The 15,799-nt window shown below is 68.3% G+C and carries 13 protein-coding genes and 1 pseudogene; 9 read left to right on the top strand and 5 right to left on the bottom strand.

Annotated elements, in window-relative coordinates; all coding sequences use genetic code 11:
- Nucleotides 1–211: 211 nt before the first annotated feature.
- Nucleotides 212–1,384, bottom strand: a complete 1,173-nt coding sequence (locus ACIBQ8_RS24460) for a WD40 repeat domain-containing protein (protein ID WP_397193047.1) — start codon at nt 1,382–1,384, stop codon at nt 212–214.
- Nucleotides 1,385–1,559: 175 nt separating this feature from the next.
- On the opposite strand from ACIBQ8_RS24460, the gene ACIBQ8_RS24455 reads away from it, so the two are divergent.
- Both ACIBQ8_RS24455 and ACIBQ8_RS24450 read left to right on the top strand, forming a co-directional pair.
- Entirely contained in the window at nt 1,560–1,967 is a 408-nt protein-coding gene (locus tag ACIBQ8_RS24455) for a hypothetical protein (protein ID WP_397193046.1), read from the top strand.
- Nucleotides 1,968–2,713: 746 nt separating this feature from the next.
- Nucleotides 2,714–3,220 (top strand): hypothetical protein, encoded by a 507-nt coding sequence (locus tag ACIBQ8_RS24450; RefSeq protein WP_397193045.1) that lies wholly within the window; start codon nt 2,714–2,716, stop codon nt 3,218–3,220.
- 773 nt (nt 3,221–3,993) lie between these two features.
- Here ACIBQ8_RS24450 and ACIBQ8_RS24445 read toward each other — a convergent pair.
- Entirely contained in the window at nt 3,994–4,683 is a 690-nt protein-coding gene (locus tag ACIBQ8_RS24445; protein WP_397193044.1) for a hypothetical protein, read from the bottom strand.
- A 591-nt stretch (nt 4,684–5,274) separates the two neighbouring features.
- Between ACIBQ8_RS24445 and ACIBQ8_RS24440 the strand changes: the two genes are divergently transcribed.
- Nucleotides 5,275–5,991 carry a hypothetical protein gene (locus ACIBQ8_RS24440; protein ID WP_397193043.1) on the top strand — a complete coding sequence of 239 codons (717 nt, stop codon included), beginning with the start codon at nt 5,275–5,277 and terminating at the stop codon, nt 5,989–5,991.
- A gap of 845 nt (nt 5,992–6,836) precedes the next feature.
- On the opposite strand, the gene ACIBQ8_RS24435 is transcribed toward ACIBQ8_RS24440, so the two are convergent.
- On the bottom strand, nt 6,837–7,106 hold the full coding sequence (locus ACIBQ8_RS24435; protein WP_397193042.1) for a hypothetical protein: 270 nt from the start codon (nt 7,104–7,106) through the stop codon (nt 6,837–6,839).
- Nucleotides 7,107–7,278: 172 nt separating this feature from the next.
- Between ACIBQ8_RS24435 and ACIBQ8_RS24430 the strand changes: the two genes are divergently transcribed.
- Together ACIBQ8_RS24430 and ACIBQ8_RS24425 are read left to right on the top strand one after the other, a co-directional pair.
- Nucleotides 7,279–7,683, top strand: a complete 405-nt coding sequence (locus ACIBQ8_RS24430; protein WP_397193040.1) for a hypothetical protein — start codon at nt 7,279–7,281, stop codon at nt 7,681–7,683.
- Nucleotides 7,684–8,160: 477 nt separating this feature from the next.
- A complete protein-coding gene (locus ACIBQ8_RS24425) occupies nt 8,161–9,006 on the top strand; it encodes a hypothetical protein (RefSeq protein ID WP_397193039.1) in 846 nt (281 codons plus the stop codon).
- Nucleotides 9,007–9,400: 394 nt separating this feature from the next.
- Here the strand turns inward: ACIBQ8_RS24425 and ACIBQ8_RS24420 are convergent, their stop codons facing one another.
- Entirely contained in the window at nt 9,401–10,213 is an 813-nt protein-coding gene (locus ACIBQ8_RS24420; RefSeq protein ID WP_397193038.1) for a TetR/AcrR family transcriptional regulator, read from the bottom strand.
- 70 nt (nt 10,214–10,283) lie between these two features.
- Between ACIBQ8_RS24420 and ACIBQ8_RS24415 the strand changes: the two genes are divergently transcribed.
- Together ACIBQ8_RS24415 and ACIBQ8_RS24410 are read left to right on the top strand one after the other, a co-directional pair.
- Nucleotides 10,284–10,994 carry a hypothetical protein gene (locus ACIBQ8_RS24415; RefSeq protein ID WP_397179952.1) on the top strand — a complete coding sequence of 237 codons (711 nt, stop codon included), beginning with the start codon at nt 10,284–10,286 and terminating at the stop codon, nt 10,992–10,994.
- Between the two features lie 277 nt (nt 10,995–11,271).
- Complete coding sequence (locus tag ACIBQ8_RS24410; protein ID WP_397179953.1) at nt 11,272–11,892, top strand: DedA family protein; 621 nt, start codon at nt 11,272–11,274, stop codon at nt 11,890–11,892.
- Between the two features lie 33 nt (nt 11,893–11,925).
- On the opposite strand, the gene ACIBQ8_RS24405 is transcribed toward ACIBQ8_RS24410, so the two are convergent.
- Nucleotides 11,926–13,611 (bottom strand): FAD-dependent monooxygenase, encoded by a 1,686-nt coding sequence (locus ACIBQ8_RS24405; protein ID WP_397193037.1) that lies wholly within the window; start codon nt 13,609–13,611, stop codon nt 11,926–11,928.
- A 65-nt stretch (nt 13,612–13,676) separates the two neighbouring features.
- On the opposite strand from ACIBQ8_RS24405, the gene ACIBQ8_RS24400 reads away from it, so the two are divergent.
- Nucleotides 13,677–14,036: a bacterial transcriptional activator domain-containing protein gene (locus tag ACIBQ8_RS24400; RefSeq protein WP_397193036.1), complete on the top strand. Its 360-nt coding sequence runs from the start codon at nt 13,677–13,679 to the stop codon at nt 14,034–14,036.
- Nucleotides 14,037–14,183: 147 nt separating this feature from the next.
- Nucleotides 14,184–15,650: pseudogene (locus ACIBQ8_RS24395) on the top strand (BTAD domain-containing putative transcriptional regulator); the annotation flags it as partial.
- Nucleotides 15,651–15,799 lie beyond the last annotated feature (149 nt).

The raw sequence follows: 15,799 nt of genomic DNA, 5'->3' as shown, positions 1-15,799 counted from the left end.
GACATCACGTTTGGGCTGTGTCGGGGGTCGTGCACACGGATGCGCGGGACGCCCGCTCGTCCACTGGGCTGCCATCGCCGGCGTGACCCGTCGCATCTCCCGCGGGGGACCCGTTCGACGTCAGCCAGTCTGTGACTGAGGCTGCTCGCCCATCTCAAGCACGCACTCAGAAACGGATCTTCCCAAGAAGTAGGCGTCAGTGATGGGTTGCTCAGGCGAGACTCCACAGCCGGATCGTGCTGTCGAAGCTGCCGGAGACGACTACGGGGGTGCCGTCCTCACGTGTGCCCACAGCCAGAGCGCTGATGTTGTCGGTGTGGCCGGTGAAGGGGCCGCCAAGCGGTAGGCCGGTGTCGAGGTCGCGCACCACCACGTTACGGTCGTCGCCACCTGAGACGATGACAGGGGTGCCGTCACCGTCCTTGATTGTCACGACGAAGGGGTGGTGGGCGTTTCCTTCATGCGTCAGGGGCTCCCCAAGAGGCCGGCCCGACTCCAGGCTCCAAATCCGCAGCGCCGCTGGCGGGCTTCCCTCGTCCAAAGGAAAGTTCGGGACCTCTGCCGAGATCACGACACGCTGTCCATCGCTGCGCTCCGCGATCGCCATCCCGTACACCATGCAGGTGACGCAGGTGTTGAGAGGCTTGCCGATGGGCTTACGCGTGTCGAGATTCCAGATTCGCATCCTTGAGTCGGTGCTGCCGGTCACAAAGACGGGCTTTCCATCGGCGCGCTTGGTGACCTCGATGTCCATGACGCCGGAATAGTGACCCCACCATGGCTTGCCGATGAGCTTGCCGGTGTTCAGGTTCCACATGTGGAGCGCGGCCATTTTGCGCCCCTCGCCGTTGGAGATGATGACCGGCGTGCCGTCACTGCGCTTCCCTATGGCGACCGCGTGGACGAGCGCGTGCCCGGTTCTGAGTGGTTTGCCCAAGGGCATGCCGGTGTCGAGGTTCCACATCCGTACGGTGCCGTCCTCACCGCCGGAGACGATGACAGGGGTGCCATCGCTGCGCTTCCCGATCGCCACGTCGTAGGCCGGCCGGGTGTGGCCGGTGATGGGCTTGCCGAGCGGCTTGCCCGTGTCGAGGCTCCACACCCGCAACGTCTTGTCGAAGCCGGCAGAGACAATGACCCGGGTGCCGTCACTGCGCTCGCCGATCGCGAGCGCGCTGATGCCGCGTGTGTGGCCCTTCAACGGTCCGCGCAGCTCACTTCCGAAGGGGGGAGCCCCGGCGGGGATGGCGGGCCAGGCACGATGGCCTGTGAGAGCGGCCGGCGTCGCCATCACCGCGGGCGTATACCAGCACGTGCCTGCCACCAGGAGACCCAGCGCGACCACCAGCGTTCCGGCACCCGTCCTTACTGCACGTAGCGCCATCTCCTTGTCCTTCCAGGCGTTCTGCCCCCGGGATCGTGATCGCGATCACGGCAGGCGTCACTGTAGCGACTGGGATCCTTGTCCCGGAAGAGCACGAATAGCTTGGAAGCCGGGCAAGTACGGAAGCGCTGACGACGTCTGGATTTCCGAACCCCCACTACGTGCCGAGGTGAACATGCGCGACCTCGAATTGGTCAGCTTGGCGGACGAATCCCTTCTGCCATGCCAGGTGACAACGCAGACCGATGGCGAGACGTACGAGCTCCGGCTGACTCGCGCAAGCGCTTCGCCGATCAGGGTTCGATCATCGATCGACTTCGAAGACGCCTTGCGACAGCTGAGAACAGAGCTGGAACAGCAGAACCTGCTGTTGCTCTGCAACAGGTACCGCCGCGATGCGTTCGTCTCCTCGATGTCACGTCAGATGAGTGAGGGCCTGTCGTGCTACGTAGTCGTCGCTGGGCAACCTGTATCGCCAGAATTGCTTGTCGACAGCCTCGCATCGGCCCCCAGGAGCGATGTCGTCACAGCCGAGGAGGCGTCGAAGTTCATCAATGAATGGATCGCCGGCTTCGACGACTGACGAGTCTCTTCGGACAGGCCCTCGGCTCCTGGATGCGCGGGCTGTACAGCAGCACGTACAGGAACGCTGTCTTACGCGATCACCCCGACCAGCGTCCATCCGCCGCGTGAGCAGGCCGAGCAGCCCCTGACGTGCGATCTGTCGTTCCCTACGGATCAGAAGGTAACGGGTTCAACTCCTGTCCGTCGCGCACAGCAGGAAGGCCCGCAGCCAGGGACGGACCTTTGTGTTTGTCAGGACCGGCTCGGTACCTTGCCAACGCGTGGCTCCCGCTACTCGCCCATCGCCTGAGCGCACCGGAGTAGCGCGGCGCTACGCCTTTCCGTGCTCCTACAACACCCGCCAAAGCACCTGGCCTCAGGCGTCGACATCGTCGGTGTCGCCCTCGTAGAAGCCCAGGCATCACAGCCAGGACACTCGGCCCTGACGCTGGTGGACTCATCGAGTCCGTCTGGGACATTTACGGTCCCCGTGCCCTCGCAGTTTTCGCACTCGAACTATTACTCGTCCGGATCGGCGACGTTGACGCGCTTGGCCACTGATTCTCCTCGGAATCTCGATCTGAGTCGAGCGCCTGACAGCGAAGGCGCACCTACCCGATCCCGCCATGACCCGATCTCGTTCGCTTTGGTCAAGCACCGCCATGCGCCCGCTCGAACAGGTGCAGAAGCGTGCGCCGTGACAACGGCCCGCTGGTTGAAACTGTTGGGTTTCTCTCCAGGATGGGAGCCTGCAATGATCAGCCGATGGAGTTCGTGCTCGACCCGCCGCACGGGATCGGTCCGCTGCGGCTCGGGATGACGCCAGACGAGGCACGAGCGGCGCTCGAAACGTTGGGTCCGCTGGAGCCGACCGCCTACGGCGAGCTGGCCGTGCACCTGACGAGCGGGCTTGGGTTCAGCGTGCATTTCGGGGCGGGGCCGACGCGGGACCGGGTCAATGCGATCGAGGTGTGGCGTCCGCACGAGCGCGACGTGGTGCGCTACCGCGACGTCGACATCTTTGGCCTGCCCGCGCTGGAGGTCGTGGAGCGGCTCCGAAGCCACATCGACCTCATGCCGAACGAAGACGATGACGGGTTCACCGCGCGAGCGTCATACCTCGCGTTGTGGCGACCGTTCGCAGCCGATGATGACCCAGATGAGGCGCAGGGGCACTTCTTCCAATCGGTGCTCGTGGCCCGGCCGGGCTACGACGACACTCCCGCCGAGGCAGCGGCCCGGCTGGCCTCCGGAGGCGAACCCGGCTACTGATCCCAGGACTGTGCGTTTGCCTCGCTCCGCCCTTCCGACGTCCTCGCCGCGGCCTATATGGCGCACGCTCATCGGCAGAAGAGGACGGCAGCGCGGGTCCGAACCCTGCCAGCATTGGGCTGCGAACACACAAATCCGTGAGACGAACGTCAAAGCGTACTTACGATCGTGTCGCTGGACCTCGCATTGTTTCGGTCCCCGACATGCTCAACTCCAGTGACGTCTCCTGCTCATGGCGAGCGATAGATCACACATTTGACGAGGTGAGCGTTGGCCGGCGTGGGATAGCGGTGAGATGGTGGCGGCCACCTTGGTGCAGTTCCCGAAGCCCCTACATTGCAGGTCCCCGACGATCGCCGGCATGAGAATGCGGCGTTCATCGCGCACGCACGGTCCGATGTCCTGCGTTTGCTGGAACGAGGTTCGTCGCCTGCACGCTCTACTGGGGAACCCTCATCACGATGACGCCGATGGTGGCCGGTCCAGTTAACAACGTTGCTCACAACGTCCCTGGATACCGATGGACGCTCGTTGCAGCGATCACAACGAGAGCGTCGGTGAGCAGGCATTTCTAGAACCGGTAGACGCTGGTGGACGGTCCCGAACTGGCTACGGATCAGAAGTTGGGGCTTAGAGTACCTCCGGCCGCACAGCAGGTAAAAGGCCCGCCGGGATCATCCCAGAGGGCCCTTTTCGTGGGCGTACAACAGCGCAGCCCGACACAGCCGGTCCCATGCGTACAACTCCTGCCGACGGGACGCTGGCCGCTCTACTCAGGCACCGCTGAGGCCCTCTCGTAGACGCTGGACCCAATCCGCGGGGAAGACCTGCTCAAGCCGCTCCCTGCTGGTCTCCAACAGCCCCTCCTTCGCCAGGGGAAGAAGGGCGCCGTCCTGGACGGCCTTGTGATCCTCGGGTGCCGGGCAGATCAGGACGGCGAGGATCCGGCATGATCGTTGCAGCTCCTCGATCCCCGTCGTGTGGATCACGCTTTTGATGGGTTCCCACGCCGTCCGTACGGCATGACGCACCAGCGCATCGTGGAGAACGCTGTGGCCCTGGGCCTTGCGGGACTGCAGGATGACCGTCGTCACGTACTCCGGGATTCGGTCCATGGCTTTCGAGAATTTTTCTATGGCCTCAGCCACCGTGACGAGAAGATCGCACCAGAAATGATCGGTGAGTTTCCTTCTGGCTTCTCGAGGCTTGCTCCCGCCGAACCTCTTGTCCAGCTCGTGGATGACGGGACCGGCCAGGATGTCTCCGATTTCCTGGATGCGGTCGATGGTGTCGGGGTTTTCGGATAGCCAGTCAACGAGATCGACCGTGGCGCTGTCGGTGGCTGCTGCCTGTCTGTCCTTGGATGGCTTTCGTCGCCCTACGGGAGGCCGAGTTGCGGTCCAGGCGACATCGCTGCGACCTCTTGCCTCTTGACGAGCAACGGGAGAGGGGTCTCGGGCCAACAAGAGAGCGTTGGTCCAGCCGTGCTGCGCCCCACCGCACGCGGAACATCCACAGTAATGCCCTTTTGCCCGCTCGCAGACCACAGGATGCGTCATTCGCCCTCCGCTACGTCCGAAAGGAAGTGGACTGGCGCCTCACTGGAAGCCCTATTCTTTTGAACCACAAGCAGCGGAAAGCGAAATGGCCACCGTAGCCAGTCCGACATATCCCTTCGGTTATGGCTAGATCCTCTGCACACACATAGGTCCTCTGGGATACCCCCAGAGGACCTATGTGTAGTACCGCGAGATTAGTTATGTCTCGCTTGAACGGTCGTGACTCTGATCCAGCCGGCCAAGCACCTTACGAGTTTTGAGGCTGGGATTTGAGCGCAAATGTCCATGGTCATCGAGATCTGCGAGTGGCGCAGGATGAGCATTGCCACGCGCGGGTTAACGTCGAGGCGAACCGAAGCGAGGCACAAGTATGACAAGGAGCCGGCAGCCGACTCTCGTGAGCTGGTGAGAGATTATGAGCGCTGTTCTGGTAATCCGCCGCAGCGACGAGGACAATTGCGCCTAACTGACCAGGGTTGAACGTTGGAGAGACCGTTGACGACAGGTGAGAATGGAACGGCCGCCAAGGACACAGTGGGTGCGAAGCAGATGTTCATGGCGCTGCCAGCGCGAACGGATGACGGCATGGCGTCGTTCCGACAATGCTTGGTGGCCGTGGTTGACCTGCTGGGGATCGAGGTGGTGCCCGAGCCGGATTCCGGCGATCAGCGGCGCTGGGTTCAGCGGGCGCGGGCGGCACTCCGGAAAGCCTGCCGTGATGGCCTGACATTGTCTGATGCGTCCTTCGATGTACTCATCCAGGCGGCCGTCCACGACCCGGATCCGAGCTTCAACCGTCAGTTCATCGAGCCAGCTTTGAACGCATTCGGACGTTGGCGCGTCCGAGCGGCGCTGCTCGACCGTCTGCTGACGGGCACCGACGAGGAGCGGGCCGGCGCTGCGCGAGCGTGGTACTGGTCGGCTCTACCGCTTCAGCTCCACCAAGTGCGAGCAGAGACTCCGACCGCTGAGGGGCAGACAGAGCCGGATGACCCATCGCTCCTGACTCAGGACTGGCACCAGGCAGCACTTAAAGAGTTCGTGAGTAATGAGCACTTGAACGTGCGGCGATGCCTCATCCCCGGACTACCACTCTGGCGATCCGCGTACCCACCGGAGCTGCATGACCTTGTGGACGCGGCGGTGTCGATCGCCCGCTCGCATCCAGACGAGTACATCCGTCATCGCGTGGAACACCAGGTGCGCGGTTGACCGATCCCGATGGTCTTCGAGACCTGATCTCCTGTATACCGCGGCTCGCGGAACCTGTACGCCAGCACGGTCCCAGCCCAATCGGCTGCGGAGAGCGGAGATCACGACGCCTGTGAGTATGCAGGCACCGCTACCTCCAAGCGGCCGGCCTGCACATCGGTTGAGGACCGAGACCATCGGCATGGTTTTGGCCCGGCACGATGGGCGATCCGACATGTCCGCAGATCAAGGCTGTGATCGCTGAGTGGATGAGGACTTTCTCCACGACTGCAAGGGCGGGGCGCCTGCGGCGACCCGCCGCCCGTGGGCGGTCGCCGGCCGCGCTGCGGATCTTCGGTCGGTCGGGCCCAGCGTCACCCACCCGCCTTCGATCATCCGACGACAGAACTTGTGACACAAGGAAGTCCTTTCCCGACGTCGTCGTGGTGGTGGCCCTGACGATCGCTCACTTCGGCGCTGGCGGTAGCCGGTTGTGGTGATCGGCACGGTGCCACGGGGGCGGGTGTCGTCACGCGAGAAATGGTGGCAGGCCGTACCGACAATCAGTCGAGATCGGCGGCCGCCCCGGCCACCGGTTTACAGGGTCACTCTCCGCCGACTCGCATTTGTCATTGGGGCTGGCAAGAGGCCGTTGATGAGGCGTCCGCGTTTGCCTATGGCTCAGGTGTCGTACAGGCCGTCCCAGGGTTCGTAGAAGCCGATGTTGTTCGGGTAGAACTCGGCGTGTTCTTCGCCTTCGAAGGTTTCGATGACGAGGCCGAACAGTACTCCGTCGAACGTGTGCTGGAAGGGTCGGATGGCGATGTCGTCGAAGCGGAGGCCCGTGAGATTGTCGAGCCAGTGTTTCAGTCGCTCTTCGGCGAGGGCGACGGCCGAGTGGTGGTCTTCGTCGGTTCCGGTGTGTTCGATGCGGAGCCGAGGTGGTGGCCGGCGGCATCGAAGGTGTGCAGAACGGCGTACCAGCGCTTGTGCTTCTGCCAGTCGTCGGTGTGGGTGTAGTCCCCCTGGAAGGCGGCTGTGACGGAACCGAAGAACTGGCCGCCTTCCCAATGGCCGATCGTGTCGGTGTGGTAGCCGGGTTCGTGAACGATGGGGATGATCTCGGGGACTGCCATGCGGTGGACAGTAGGCGTTGGGACTGACAACGGGGGTCGAGGGCCGCCGGCCGCATCCATGTGAAGGGCCCGCACTGGTTGGTCGCCGTTCTCATTACCTGGCGCGTAATCGCGGTCCTTACGTCGCGCTGCCATTGTTCAGGTGTCGAAACGAGCACTTGAAGGAGCAGAGATGACCGCCCTCACCATCACCGCCGACCGGACCAAGTTCCTGCGCCTCGCTCTTGTTGCGGACGCCGTCGTCACCGGCGTCAATGGGCTGATGTACCTGGGCCTGGCAGGCCCTGTGAGCGACCTGCTCGGGCCGGGCGCGGGGCTGCTGCGCGAGATCGGGATTTTCCTTCTCGTGTACGGCGCCGCCGTCGGCCTGGTGGCCGCGCGTCCCACGATCAGCCAGAACGCGGTCAGGGCCGTCATCGCGTTGAACATCGTCTGGACCCTGGGCAGTGTGGCCGCGGTCGTGACGGGCGGGCTTGAGTTCAGCACGCTCGGGGCCGTCTGGGGCATCGCGCAGGCCCTGGTCGTGGGGCTGTTCGCCGAGCTGCAGATCACCGGGCTGCGCAAAGCCCGTCGCTGAACCCCCGGACGGCCTCGTCTCCGAAGGCATCGCCGACCGTCCCGCCGCAGCCGCCGCGCCTTGGCGTGGCGCGCAGCCGGGCCGCGCTCAATGGCGTGGCGGTTTCAGGGGCGGGGGTGGGCTTCTCCCCAGGATCCCAGTCCGGGAGCCGTTCTTGGCTGCGTGGCGGGCGTCGCCTCGGTACGACGGCTGGTCATGTGGTTCGTGTGCACCACCGGCTCGCCGGTGACGTGCTGCGATATGGAGATCGGCCCCATAGTGGGCTCCAGGACGGCGCAGGCATTGGCTGGAATTTATTTCAGGCGCGATTCCGCTATGCGATCAATAAGGTTGTCTCCCATGCGACGCCGGAAGACAGACGTTGTGAGGCTGCGCCGTCACGCTGACTTGGCACCGCCATCCCGGGGCGCGGAGATGGTGACTACGGCGGCAGGTCCCGAGGGAGAACTCGTCGTCGTGTGGGCCGCGCAGGAGAACATGGATGCGCTGACCGCCCGGACTGTCGCCTCCGATGGGGCTTCTTTTCCCTGTTCACGTACGGCTGCGCCAGTCCCGCTACATGTCGCCACCTATTGCCCCCATCTGGCGGGGTCGGTTTCCATCGCCCGGCACTCACAGGCGCACAACCACGTCCAGCCGCTGCCGGACGGGGCCGTGCTCCTGGTGGGGGCGCGGTGCCGTTTGCGCGACGGAGCGGCCGAATCCAATGCCGCCGTCTACGATGCCGATGGAAAACTCCTGCGAAGGGGCGTGCTGGGAGACGGAATCGCCGACGTCCAGACGACGGTTTCCGGTGACATATGGGTGAGCTATTTCGACGAAGGCGTGTTCGGCAACTTCGGCTGGGGAGAAAATGGCAGTCCTGCGCCCATCGGCTCCCCCGGGCTGATCCGTTTCGGGGCCGACCTGGCTCCCGCGTGGCGATATCCGTACGACGGCGAGTTCGGCGCGATCTCCGACTGCTACGCGCTGAACGTGTCGGGAAATGACGCGTGGGCCTACTACTACACCGAGTTTCCGCTTGTGCGGGTTCGAGGCGGCGCGGTCGCCGGCTGGTCCACGCCGGTCAGGGGCGCCTATGCGCTCGTCGTCGCCGGCGACCGGGTGGCGTTTGTCGGCGGCTATGCAGATCATCGGCGCCGGGTGGTCGCTGGGAGCATCAAGGGAGAAGGCTTGTCGGTGGATCGTCCCACCCGGCTGGTGATGCCCGACGGACGGCCTGTTCCCAGGACGGCGGCCGTGCTGGGGCGAGGCGGTGAGTTGCACGTCGTCGTGGGGGCTGCTTGGTTGAAGGTGGGGTTCGAGGACCTGGCGTCAGGGTGAGCGAGCGAACGGCGCGTGCGGCGTCTGTGTCAGTCGAGTGGCCATAGTTTGCGGCCTTTGGCGAGGACGTGGCCGAGGATCGATCGGGCCTGGACGACATTGCCGTCGACGTCGCCGACCACGCTGTTGCGGTCGCCGATCTGGACCCCGCCGGCTCGCGCGTCAGGGGACGGGCCCTACAGGCATGGCGAGCCCAGGCCGTGGCCTCGCCATGAGCCGAGCGGCCGCCATTCCGGCCCATGGCAGCGTGACGGCTCGCGGGTCGCGCACTCCAGGCGACCAGCTCGGCCGTCACAGCCCGCGCCGTCGGCCTTCGTCCGGCGGGCCGGCTGTTGCGGCGGGCCGGCTGTTGCGGCAGGCCGGCTGGTACGGCGTCCCTGCTGCTGCGGTGTTCCTACGGCTGGACGTACGCCTCGATGCCGTCGAGGATTCTGGCGAGGCCGAATTCGAAGCCGTCGAGTGGAGTTTCGTCGGCGAGGAACATCGGGTCCTGGATCGCGTCCGCGACGGCGTTCAGGTTGCGGGAGCGGAGCTGGTCGTCCAGAAAGACGCGGACCGCGCGGACCGCCCGTTGCTGGTCGGGGTTCGCGCGGCGCAACGCGGCCGGTGTCGGGGTGTTGCGTCGCAGGTTGGCGCCGTACCGGGCGTGGCTGTCGAGGAGGTACGCGCAGTTCAGCATCAGCTGCGACTCCATGCCGGTCGGCCCGAGGGCGGTGATCAGGGCGTCCAGCCAGGCCGCGTTGTGCGGGGTCAGGGAGACGGTGGTCGGCACGTCCAGCAGCCACGGACGGGAGAGGAAACGCTCGAACAGCCGGCGTGACCACAGCGCGGCCGCCTCCCGCCAGTCGTCGTCGGGCAGCTCGGGCGGGTCGCCCCAGGCACGATCGGCCAGGAGGACGATGAGCTCCTCCTTGGAGCTGACGTAGCGGTACAGGGCGTTGGCGGTCACGCCGATCCGGGCGGCCACCTTCGGCAGGGAGGCGGCGGCGATGCCCTCCTCGTCGGCCAGTTCGGTCGCGACCGCGATGATCTTCTCGACGCTGTGCGCCGGCTTGGGGCCGCGCCGCCCGCCGGTGTCGACGACGCCCCAGGCGGCGGCCAGGCCCGGCGGCAGCGCATTCAGGTCGGCGTGGGCGGCGGGCGCGGGATCCGGCGCGGGCTCGCGGTCTCGCGTGAGGTCGCGTCCGGAGCTGTTGCGTGGGGTCATGCCGGCATCCTCTCGAAAGATCTGAAGGAAATAGTAGACGGCTTACACAGTTGTTGCTACTGTGCATGCCATGAACACTTCATTGCTTACACAGATTCAGCTCCCGCACACGGCTCGCCGCTGGATCGGCGTGGCCGCGATCCTCGGCGCCGTCTTCGCGATGGCCGAGCTCCCCCTCTACTTCGTCGTGCCCGCGTGTGACCCTCCGGCCTGCAGCGTCGAGACCGGCGCCCTCATGCCGGACTGGCTGATCCTCACCCGCACGCTGTTCAACTTCTGCGCGCTGACGCTGTTCCTGGTGTTCATGAGCGGCGTCCGGTCGCTCATCACGCGGGCCGACGCCCGCTACGAATGGTTCGGGGCGGTCGCCGGCACCGCCGGGGTGGCGTGGACGATCATCGACATGGTCGCCAAGGGCATCGAGGGCAGCAGCGCCATCAAGGCCGTCGAGGAGATCGACCCGACCCGCACCGTGCCCACCTACCTGCTCTACGGCTCCATGAGCCACCTGATGCTGGTCGTCTTCGGTGTCGCCTTCGGGTACGCGGTGCTGCGCACCGGCGCCCTGTCCCGGTGGGTCGGCTGGTCGTCGTTCGGCATCGCCGCACTGCACCTGGCCGGGGTGCCGTCGATGTTCTTCGGCTTCAACTCCTCGGAGTTCTACGCCTCGAACGGCTGGGGCGCGGTCGCGATGTTCAACGGCATCGCCGCCATCTGGGTGGCGGCCGTCGGCGTCGCGGCGCTGAGGAAGAGGGTCATGCCGACGGCGAGGTTCGTCTGACGGCGGCGACGCACGGGGCACGTACGCGCGACGAGTTCAGCGGGTCGGCTCCCACTGAAGCGGGTCGGATACCGCCGAAACCGGTCGGATAGCGCTGAAGCGGGTCGGATGCCGGTTGCAGCAGGTCCGCTGACCTCCCGCGCGCCGAACTCGCGCGGAGAGTGGCGCACCGGTGATCAGCCCCCATGAGGAAAGCGGAGGGGTGTGGTTTCCCGCACCCCTGAACGGCCACCCGCCTCATGGTGGCCGCCCCCCGATCGTTCCTAGTCTCTGACGCATGACGGAATGGCTGATCAACCTGATGGAGCTGCTGGGCGCGCCGGGAGCGGGGATCGCGATCGCGCTGGAGAACCTCTTCCCGCCCCTCCCCAGCGAGGTGATCCTGCCGCTGGCCGGCTTCACCGCCTCCCAGGGGACCATGAACCTGGCCGCCGTGCTGCTGTGGACCACGGCCGGCTCGGTGATCGGGGCGCTGGCGCTGTACTGGGTGGGCGCGGTGCTCGGCCGCGAGCGCACGCTGGCCCTGGCCGCCCGGCTCCCGCTGCTGAAGGTCTCCGACATCGCGCGGACCGAGGCGTGGTTTCTCAGGCACGGGCGCAAAACGGTGTTCTTCGGCCGGATGATCCCGATCTTCCGCAGCCTGATCTCCGTTCCCGCCGGGGTGGAACGCATGCCGCTGGGCGTCTTCACGCTCCTGACCACGGCCGGGAGCCTGCTCTGGAACACCGCGTTCGTGCTGGCCGGCTGGACGCTCGGCGAGAACTGGTCGCTGGTGGAGTCCTACGTCGGGCTGGGCACCAACGCGGTCATCGCCGCGGTGCTGCTGGCCGTGCTGGTCTTCGTGGGCGTCCGGCTGGGCGAGCGGCGCAAGGGACGGCATGCGGCGCAGGCGGGATGACGGCGCAGGCGGGATGACGGCGCGGGCCGGTCGTCACGGAGGGGTTGCGCGACGGACCGCTCGGGTGTCCAGCCCGGTCAACGCGGTGAGGGCGTCGAGGAGGGTGGAGGCGGCCGGGGGCGGGCCGGGCCAGCGCGCGGCGACGTGCCCGTCGGGCCGGACGAGCACCGCCCCGTACGCGCTGAGCCCGCAGGACGCGGCGTGTTCCGCGGGAAGGCGCTCGACGCGCAGCGGCCACGGCGTCGCCTGCGGCGCCCAGGCGGCGGGGTCCGGGGTGAGCACAGTGAACCATTCGCCGAACGCGTCCAGGGTCGAGCGGTCGCGGGCGAGCCAGAGGTGCGGCATCCGGCGGCCTGGCTCCGCGCTGGGCGCGTAGTCCGCGCCCGGCGGCTCCGGCGCGGGTCCCTCGTCCGCGAGGACGGCGCCGGAGCGGTACGTGACGCCGAGCACCAGGCCGAGCTGCGCGAAGTACCGCTCCGACCAGGGCAGCTCGACGTGGTCCGGCGCCGCCCGGCCGGCCCGGAGCTGGGCGCGGCGCCGGTTCTGCACGTCGAGCATGAGCTCGGTGTTGGCCACCGCCTGGCGCAGCGTCCGGCAGGCGACGGGCCGCCGCTCCTCCTCGTACGTCTCCAGCAGGCCGGGAGCGGCCCACCCGCGCAGGACGCCCGCCAGTTTCCAGCACAGGTTGTGCACGTCGGCGATGCCGGTGTTCATGCCCAGCCCGCCGACGATGGGCATGGCGTGCGCCGCGTCGCCGGCCAGCAGGATCCGTCCGTGCTGGAAGCGCTCGGCGACGAACGCGTCGCTCTCCCAGTGCTGGACCCGTACGACGTCGGCCGGAACGTCGCCGAGGGCGCGCGAGAGAAGGGCGGGCCAGTCGGCGTGCGGGCCGTCGTCCGGGGTGGGGACGAACCAGGCCCAGCCTCCTTCCGGATACAGCGGCGCGAACAGGCCGTGCGCGGTGAAGTAGACCCCGGCGGGCTGGTGGGCGCACCAGCGGCGGAGGTCGGCGTCGAACACGACGGTGGTGAAGCCGCCCATGCTGCCGGGGCCGGTGACGCCGATGCCCAGCAGGCGCCGGACGGTGGAGTTCGCGCCGTCGGCGGCGAGGACGTGGCGGGCCCGGAGCCGGGTGCGCTCGCCGCGCCCGGGGCCGTGGAGCACGACGGCCACGCCGCCGTCCGCCTCCTCGCTCAGACCGGCGAGCACCAGGTCACCGAGCGCCAGGTCACCGAGGGGCGGGCCGACGAGGGGCAGACCGGCGAGGGGCAGATCACCGATGGACAGCCCGGCGAGTGCGACGCCGAAGCGGACCGGCGACCTCGCCCCGGCGAGCAGGACGGGTTCCAGGCGGTCCTGCGAGGTGACCACGCCGGTCACCGGGCTCTCGGCCACCGGCGCGTCGATGCCGGTCATCGCCGCCGTGGCGAAGTCGCGGCTGCGCATGGTGTCGCGGAAGCGGATGCGGCCGTACTCGGGGGCGAACGCGCGGGCGGTGATCCCGGCGGCGAGCCCGAGCCCGCGGTAGATCTCCATCGACCGCACGTTGACCAGCCGGGCCCGCGGGAAGGGCGACGGCTCGCGGTGCCGTTCGACCAGCAGGACCCGCACGCCCCAGCGTTCCAGCAGCGCCCGCGCGGTGAGCCCGACCGGCCCGCCGCCGACGATCAGCACCTCCACCTCGCCCTCCGCCATGGGGACGCTCCGCAGCCGATCCACGCCTCATCGTAAGCAGGAGGTCGCTCGACGAGGCCCGTCATCGGCAGGAAGGCCGGGCGCGCGCGGTGGCCGGCCCGTTGTGCGGGTTCATGGACGACCGGGTCATCGACCTCCGTGACCGGCTGCGCACCCTCACCGCGCAGGCCCTGCAGAGCGCCGCCGCCCGGCTGCTGGCCCTCGGCCGGCCCGCCGAGGCGCTGCCGTACGGGCTGGCCGCCGTGCAGACCGAGCCGTGGTCGGAGAGCGCGAACCGCATCCTGCTGGAGATCCACGCGCGCCGCGGCGACCCCAGCAGCGCGCTGCGCCAGTACGAGAAGTTCAGCGGGATTTTGCTGCGGGAGCTTGGGGCGCCTCCGGCGGCGGACATCGTCGCGGTGATCCAGCAGCTCTCCCCCTTCGGCACCGGCCGGGTGAAGGCGGTCTGAGCGCGACCGGCCAAGGCGGTCTGAGCGCGACTGGCCAAGGCGCTCCAATCGTGAGGAAGGCCGCGGGAAAGCCGGTCGGCCGAAGCGTTGCGGCGGGGCGGGTGCGAGAGGCGGCGCGGGCCGGTGAATCGTCCGTAAGCTGAGCATGTGTCTCCCGCTCTGGTCCTCCTCGACGGCGTCCGCTGGCACGGCGCGCGCGTCGTGGGCGACCGCGCGCACACCCTGCTGGCCGTGCTCGCCCTGCACGGGCGCGCGGGCGTCGGCGACGAGCGGCTGGTCGAGGAGCTGTGGCCCGACGGCGCGCCGGCCAACCCGACCAAGGCGCTGCAGGTGGTCGTCTCCCGGACCAGGGCCGCGACCGGCCCCGACGTCGTCGTGCGCGTCCCGCGCGGCTACCGGCTCGGGCTGCCCGCGGACCAGGTCGACGTCCTGCTGCTGGGGACGCTGGTGGAGCAGGCGCGGTCCGCGCTGGGCCGGGACGACGCGGCGCTCGCCCGCCGCCGTGCCGAGGAGGCCCTGGACCTGGTCGTGGGCAGCGGCCCGGACGGCGCCTCGGGCGCGCCGGCCGACCTGCGTGCCGTCGCGGCGCGGCAGGCGGCCGAGGCCCGGCGGGTGGCGGCTATCGCGACCGCCCGCGGCGGCGCGCACGAGGCCGCGCTGCCGCTGCTGGAGGAGGCCGCGGCCGAACGGCCGCAGGACGAGGAGCTGCTGGCCTGCCTGCTGCGCAGCGAGGCCGCCGTGCGCGGCGCCGCCGCCGCGCTGGAGCGCTACGAACGCCACCGATCGGGCCTGATCGCCCGGCTCGGCACCGAACCCGGCCCCGAGCTGGCCCGCGTGTACGCCGAACTCCTTGCCGCGGACCAGCCGGTGCGCGTCGGCCTCCAGTTCGACGGCTCCTCGCTGCTCGGCCGCGAGGACGACATCCGCGCCGTCCACGCCCTGTTGCAGACCAACCGGGTGGTGTCCGTCGTCGGCCCCGGCGGCCTGGGCAAGACGCGGCTGGCCCATGTGGCGGGCCGGAACGCCGCGCAGCCCGTCGTGCACTTCATCGAGCTGGTCGGCGTCTCCTCGCCGGAGGGCGTGGTGGGCGAGGTGGGCTCGGCGCTCGGGGTCCGCGACTCGGTCAGCGGGCGCCGGATCCTGACCGCCGGGCAGCGCGCCGACGTGCGCGCCCGCATCGCCCAGCACCTCGACCAGGCTCCGGCGCTGCTCATCCTGGACAACTGCGAGCACGTGATCGAGGCCGTCGCCGACCTGGTGGCGTTCCTGACCGTGACGACCCGAGACCTGCGGGTGCTGACCACCTCGCGCGCCCCGCTGTCGATCCCCGCCGAACGCGTCTACCTGCTCGGCGAGCTGCTCGCCGAGGACGCGGCGGAGCTGTTCCGGCAGCGCGCCACCGCCGCCCGCCCGGGGGTGCGGATCGGTGAGGAGGCGGTCGCCGAGGTCGTCGCCCGCCTCGACGGGCTGCCGCTCGCGATCGAGCTGGCCGCGGCCAAGGTACGGGTGATGTCGGTCGAGGAGATCGCGCGGCGGCTGGCGGACCGGTTCGCCCTGCTGCGCGGCGGCAACCGGACGGCCCCCGACCGCCACCAGACGCTGCTCGCGGTGATCGACTGGTCGTGGAACCTGCTGGACGAGCCCGAACGGCGGGCCTGGCGCTGGTTGTCGCTGTTCGGCGACGGGTTCACGCTGACCGCCGCCGAGCACGTGCTCGGCCCGGACGCCCTGGCCGTCGTGGACGCGCTCACCGAGCAGTCGAT

This window comes from Nonomuraea sp. NPDC049646 (assembly GCF_044465525.1).
Taxonomy (GTDB): domain Bacteria; phylum Actinomycetota; class Actinomycetes; order Streptosporangiales; family Streptosporangiaceae; genus Nonomuraea.
The sequence above is the reverse complement of the archived record's forward strand: the minus strand, read 5'-3'. Positions and strand labels throughout refer to the sequence as shown.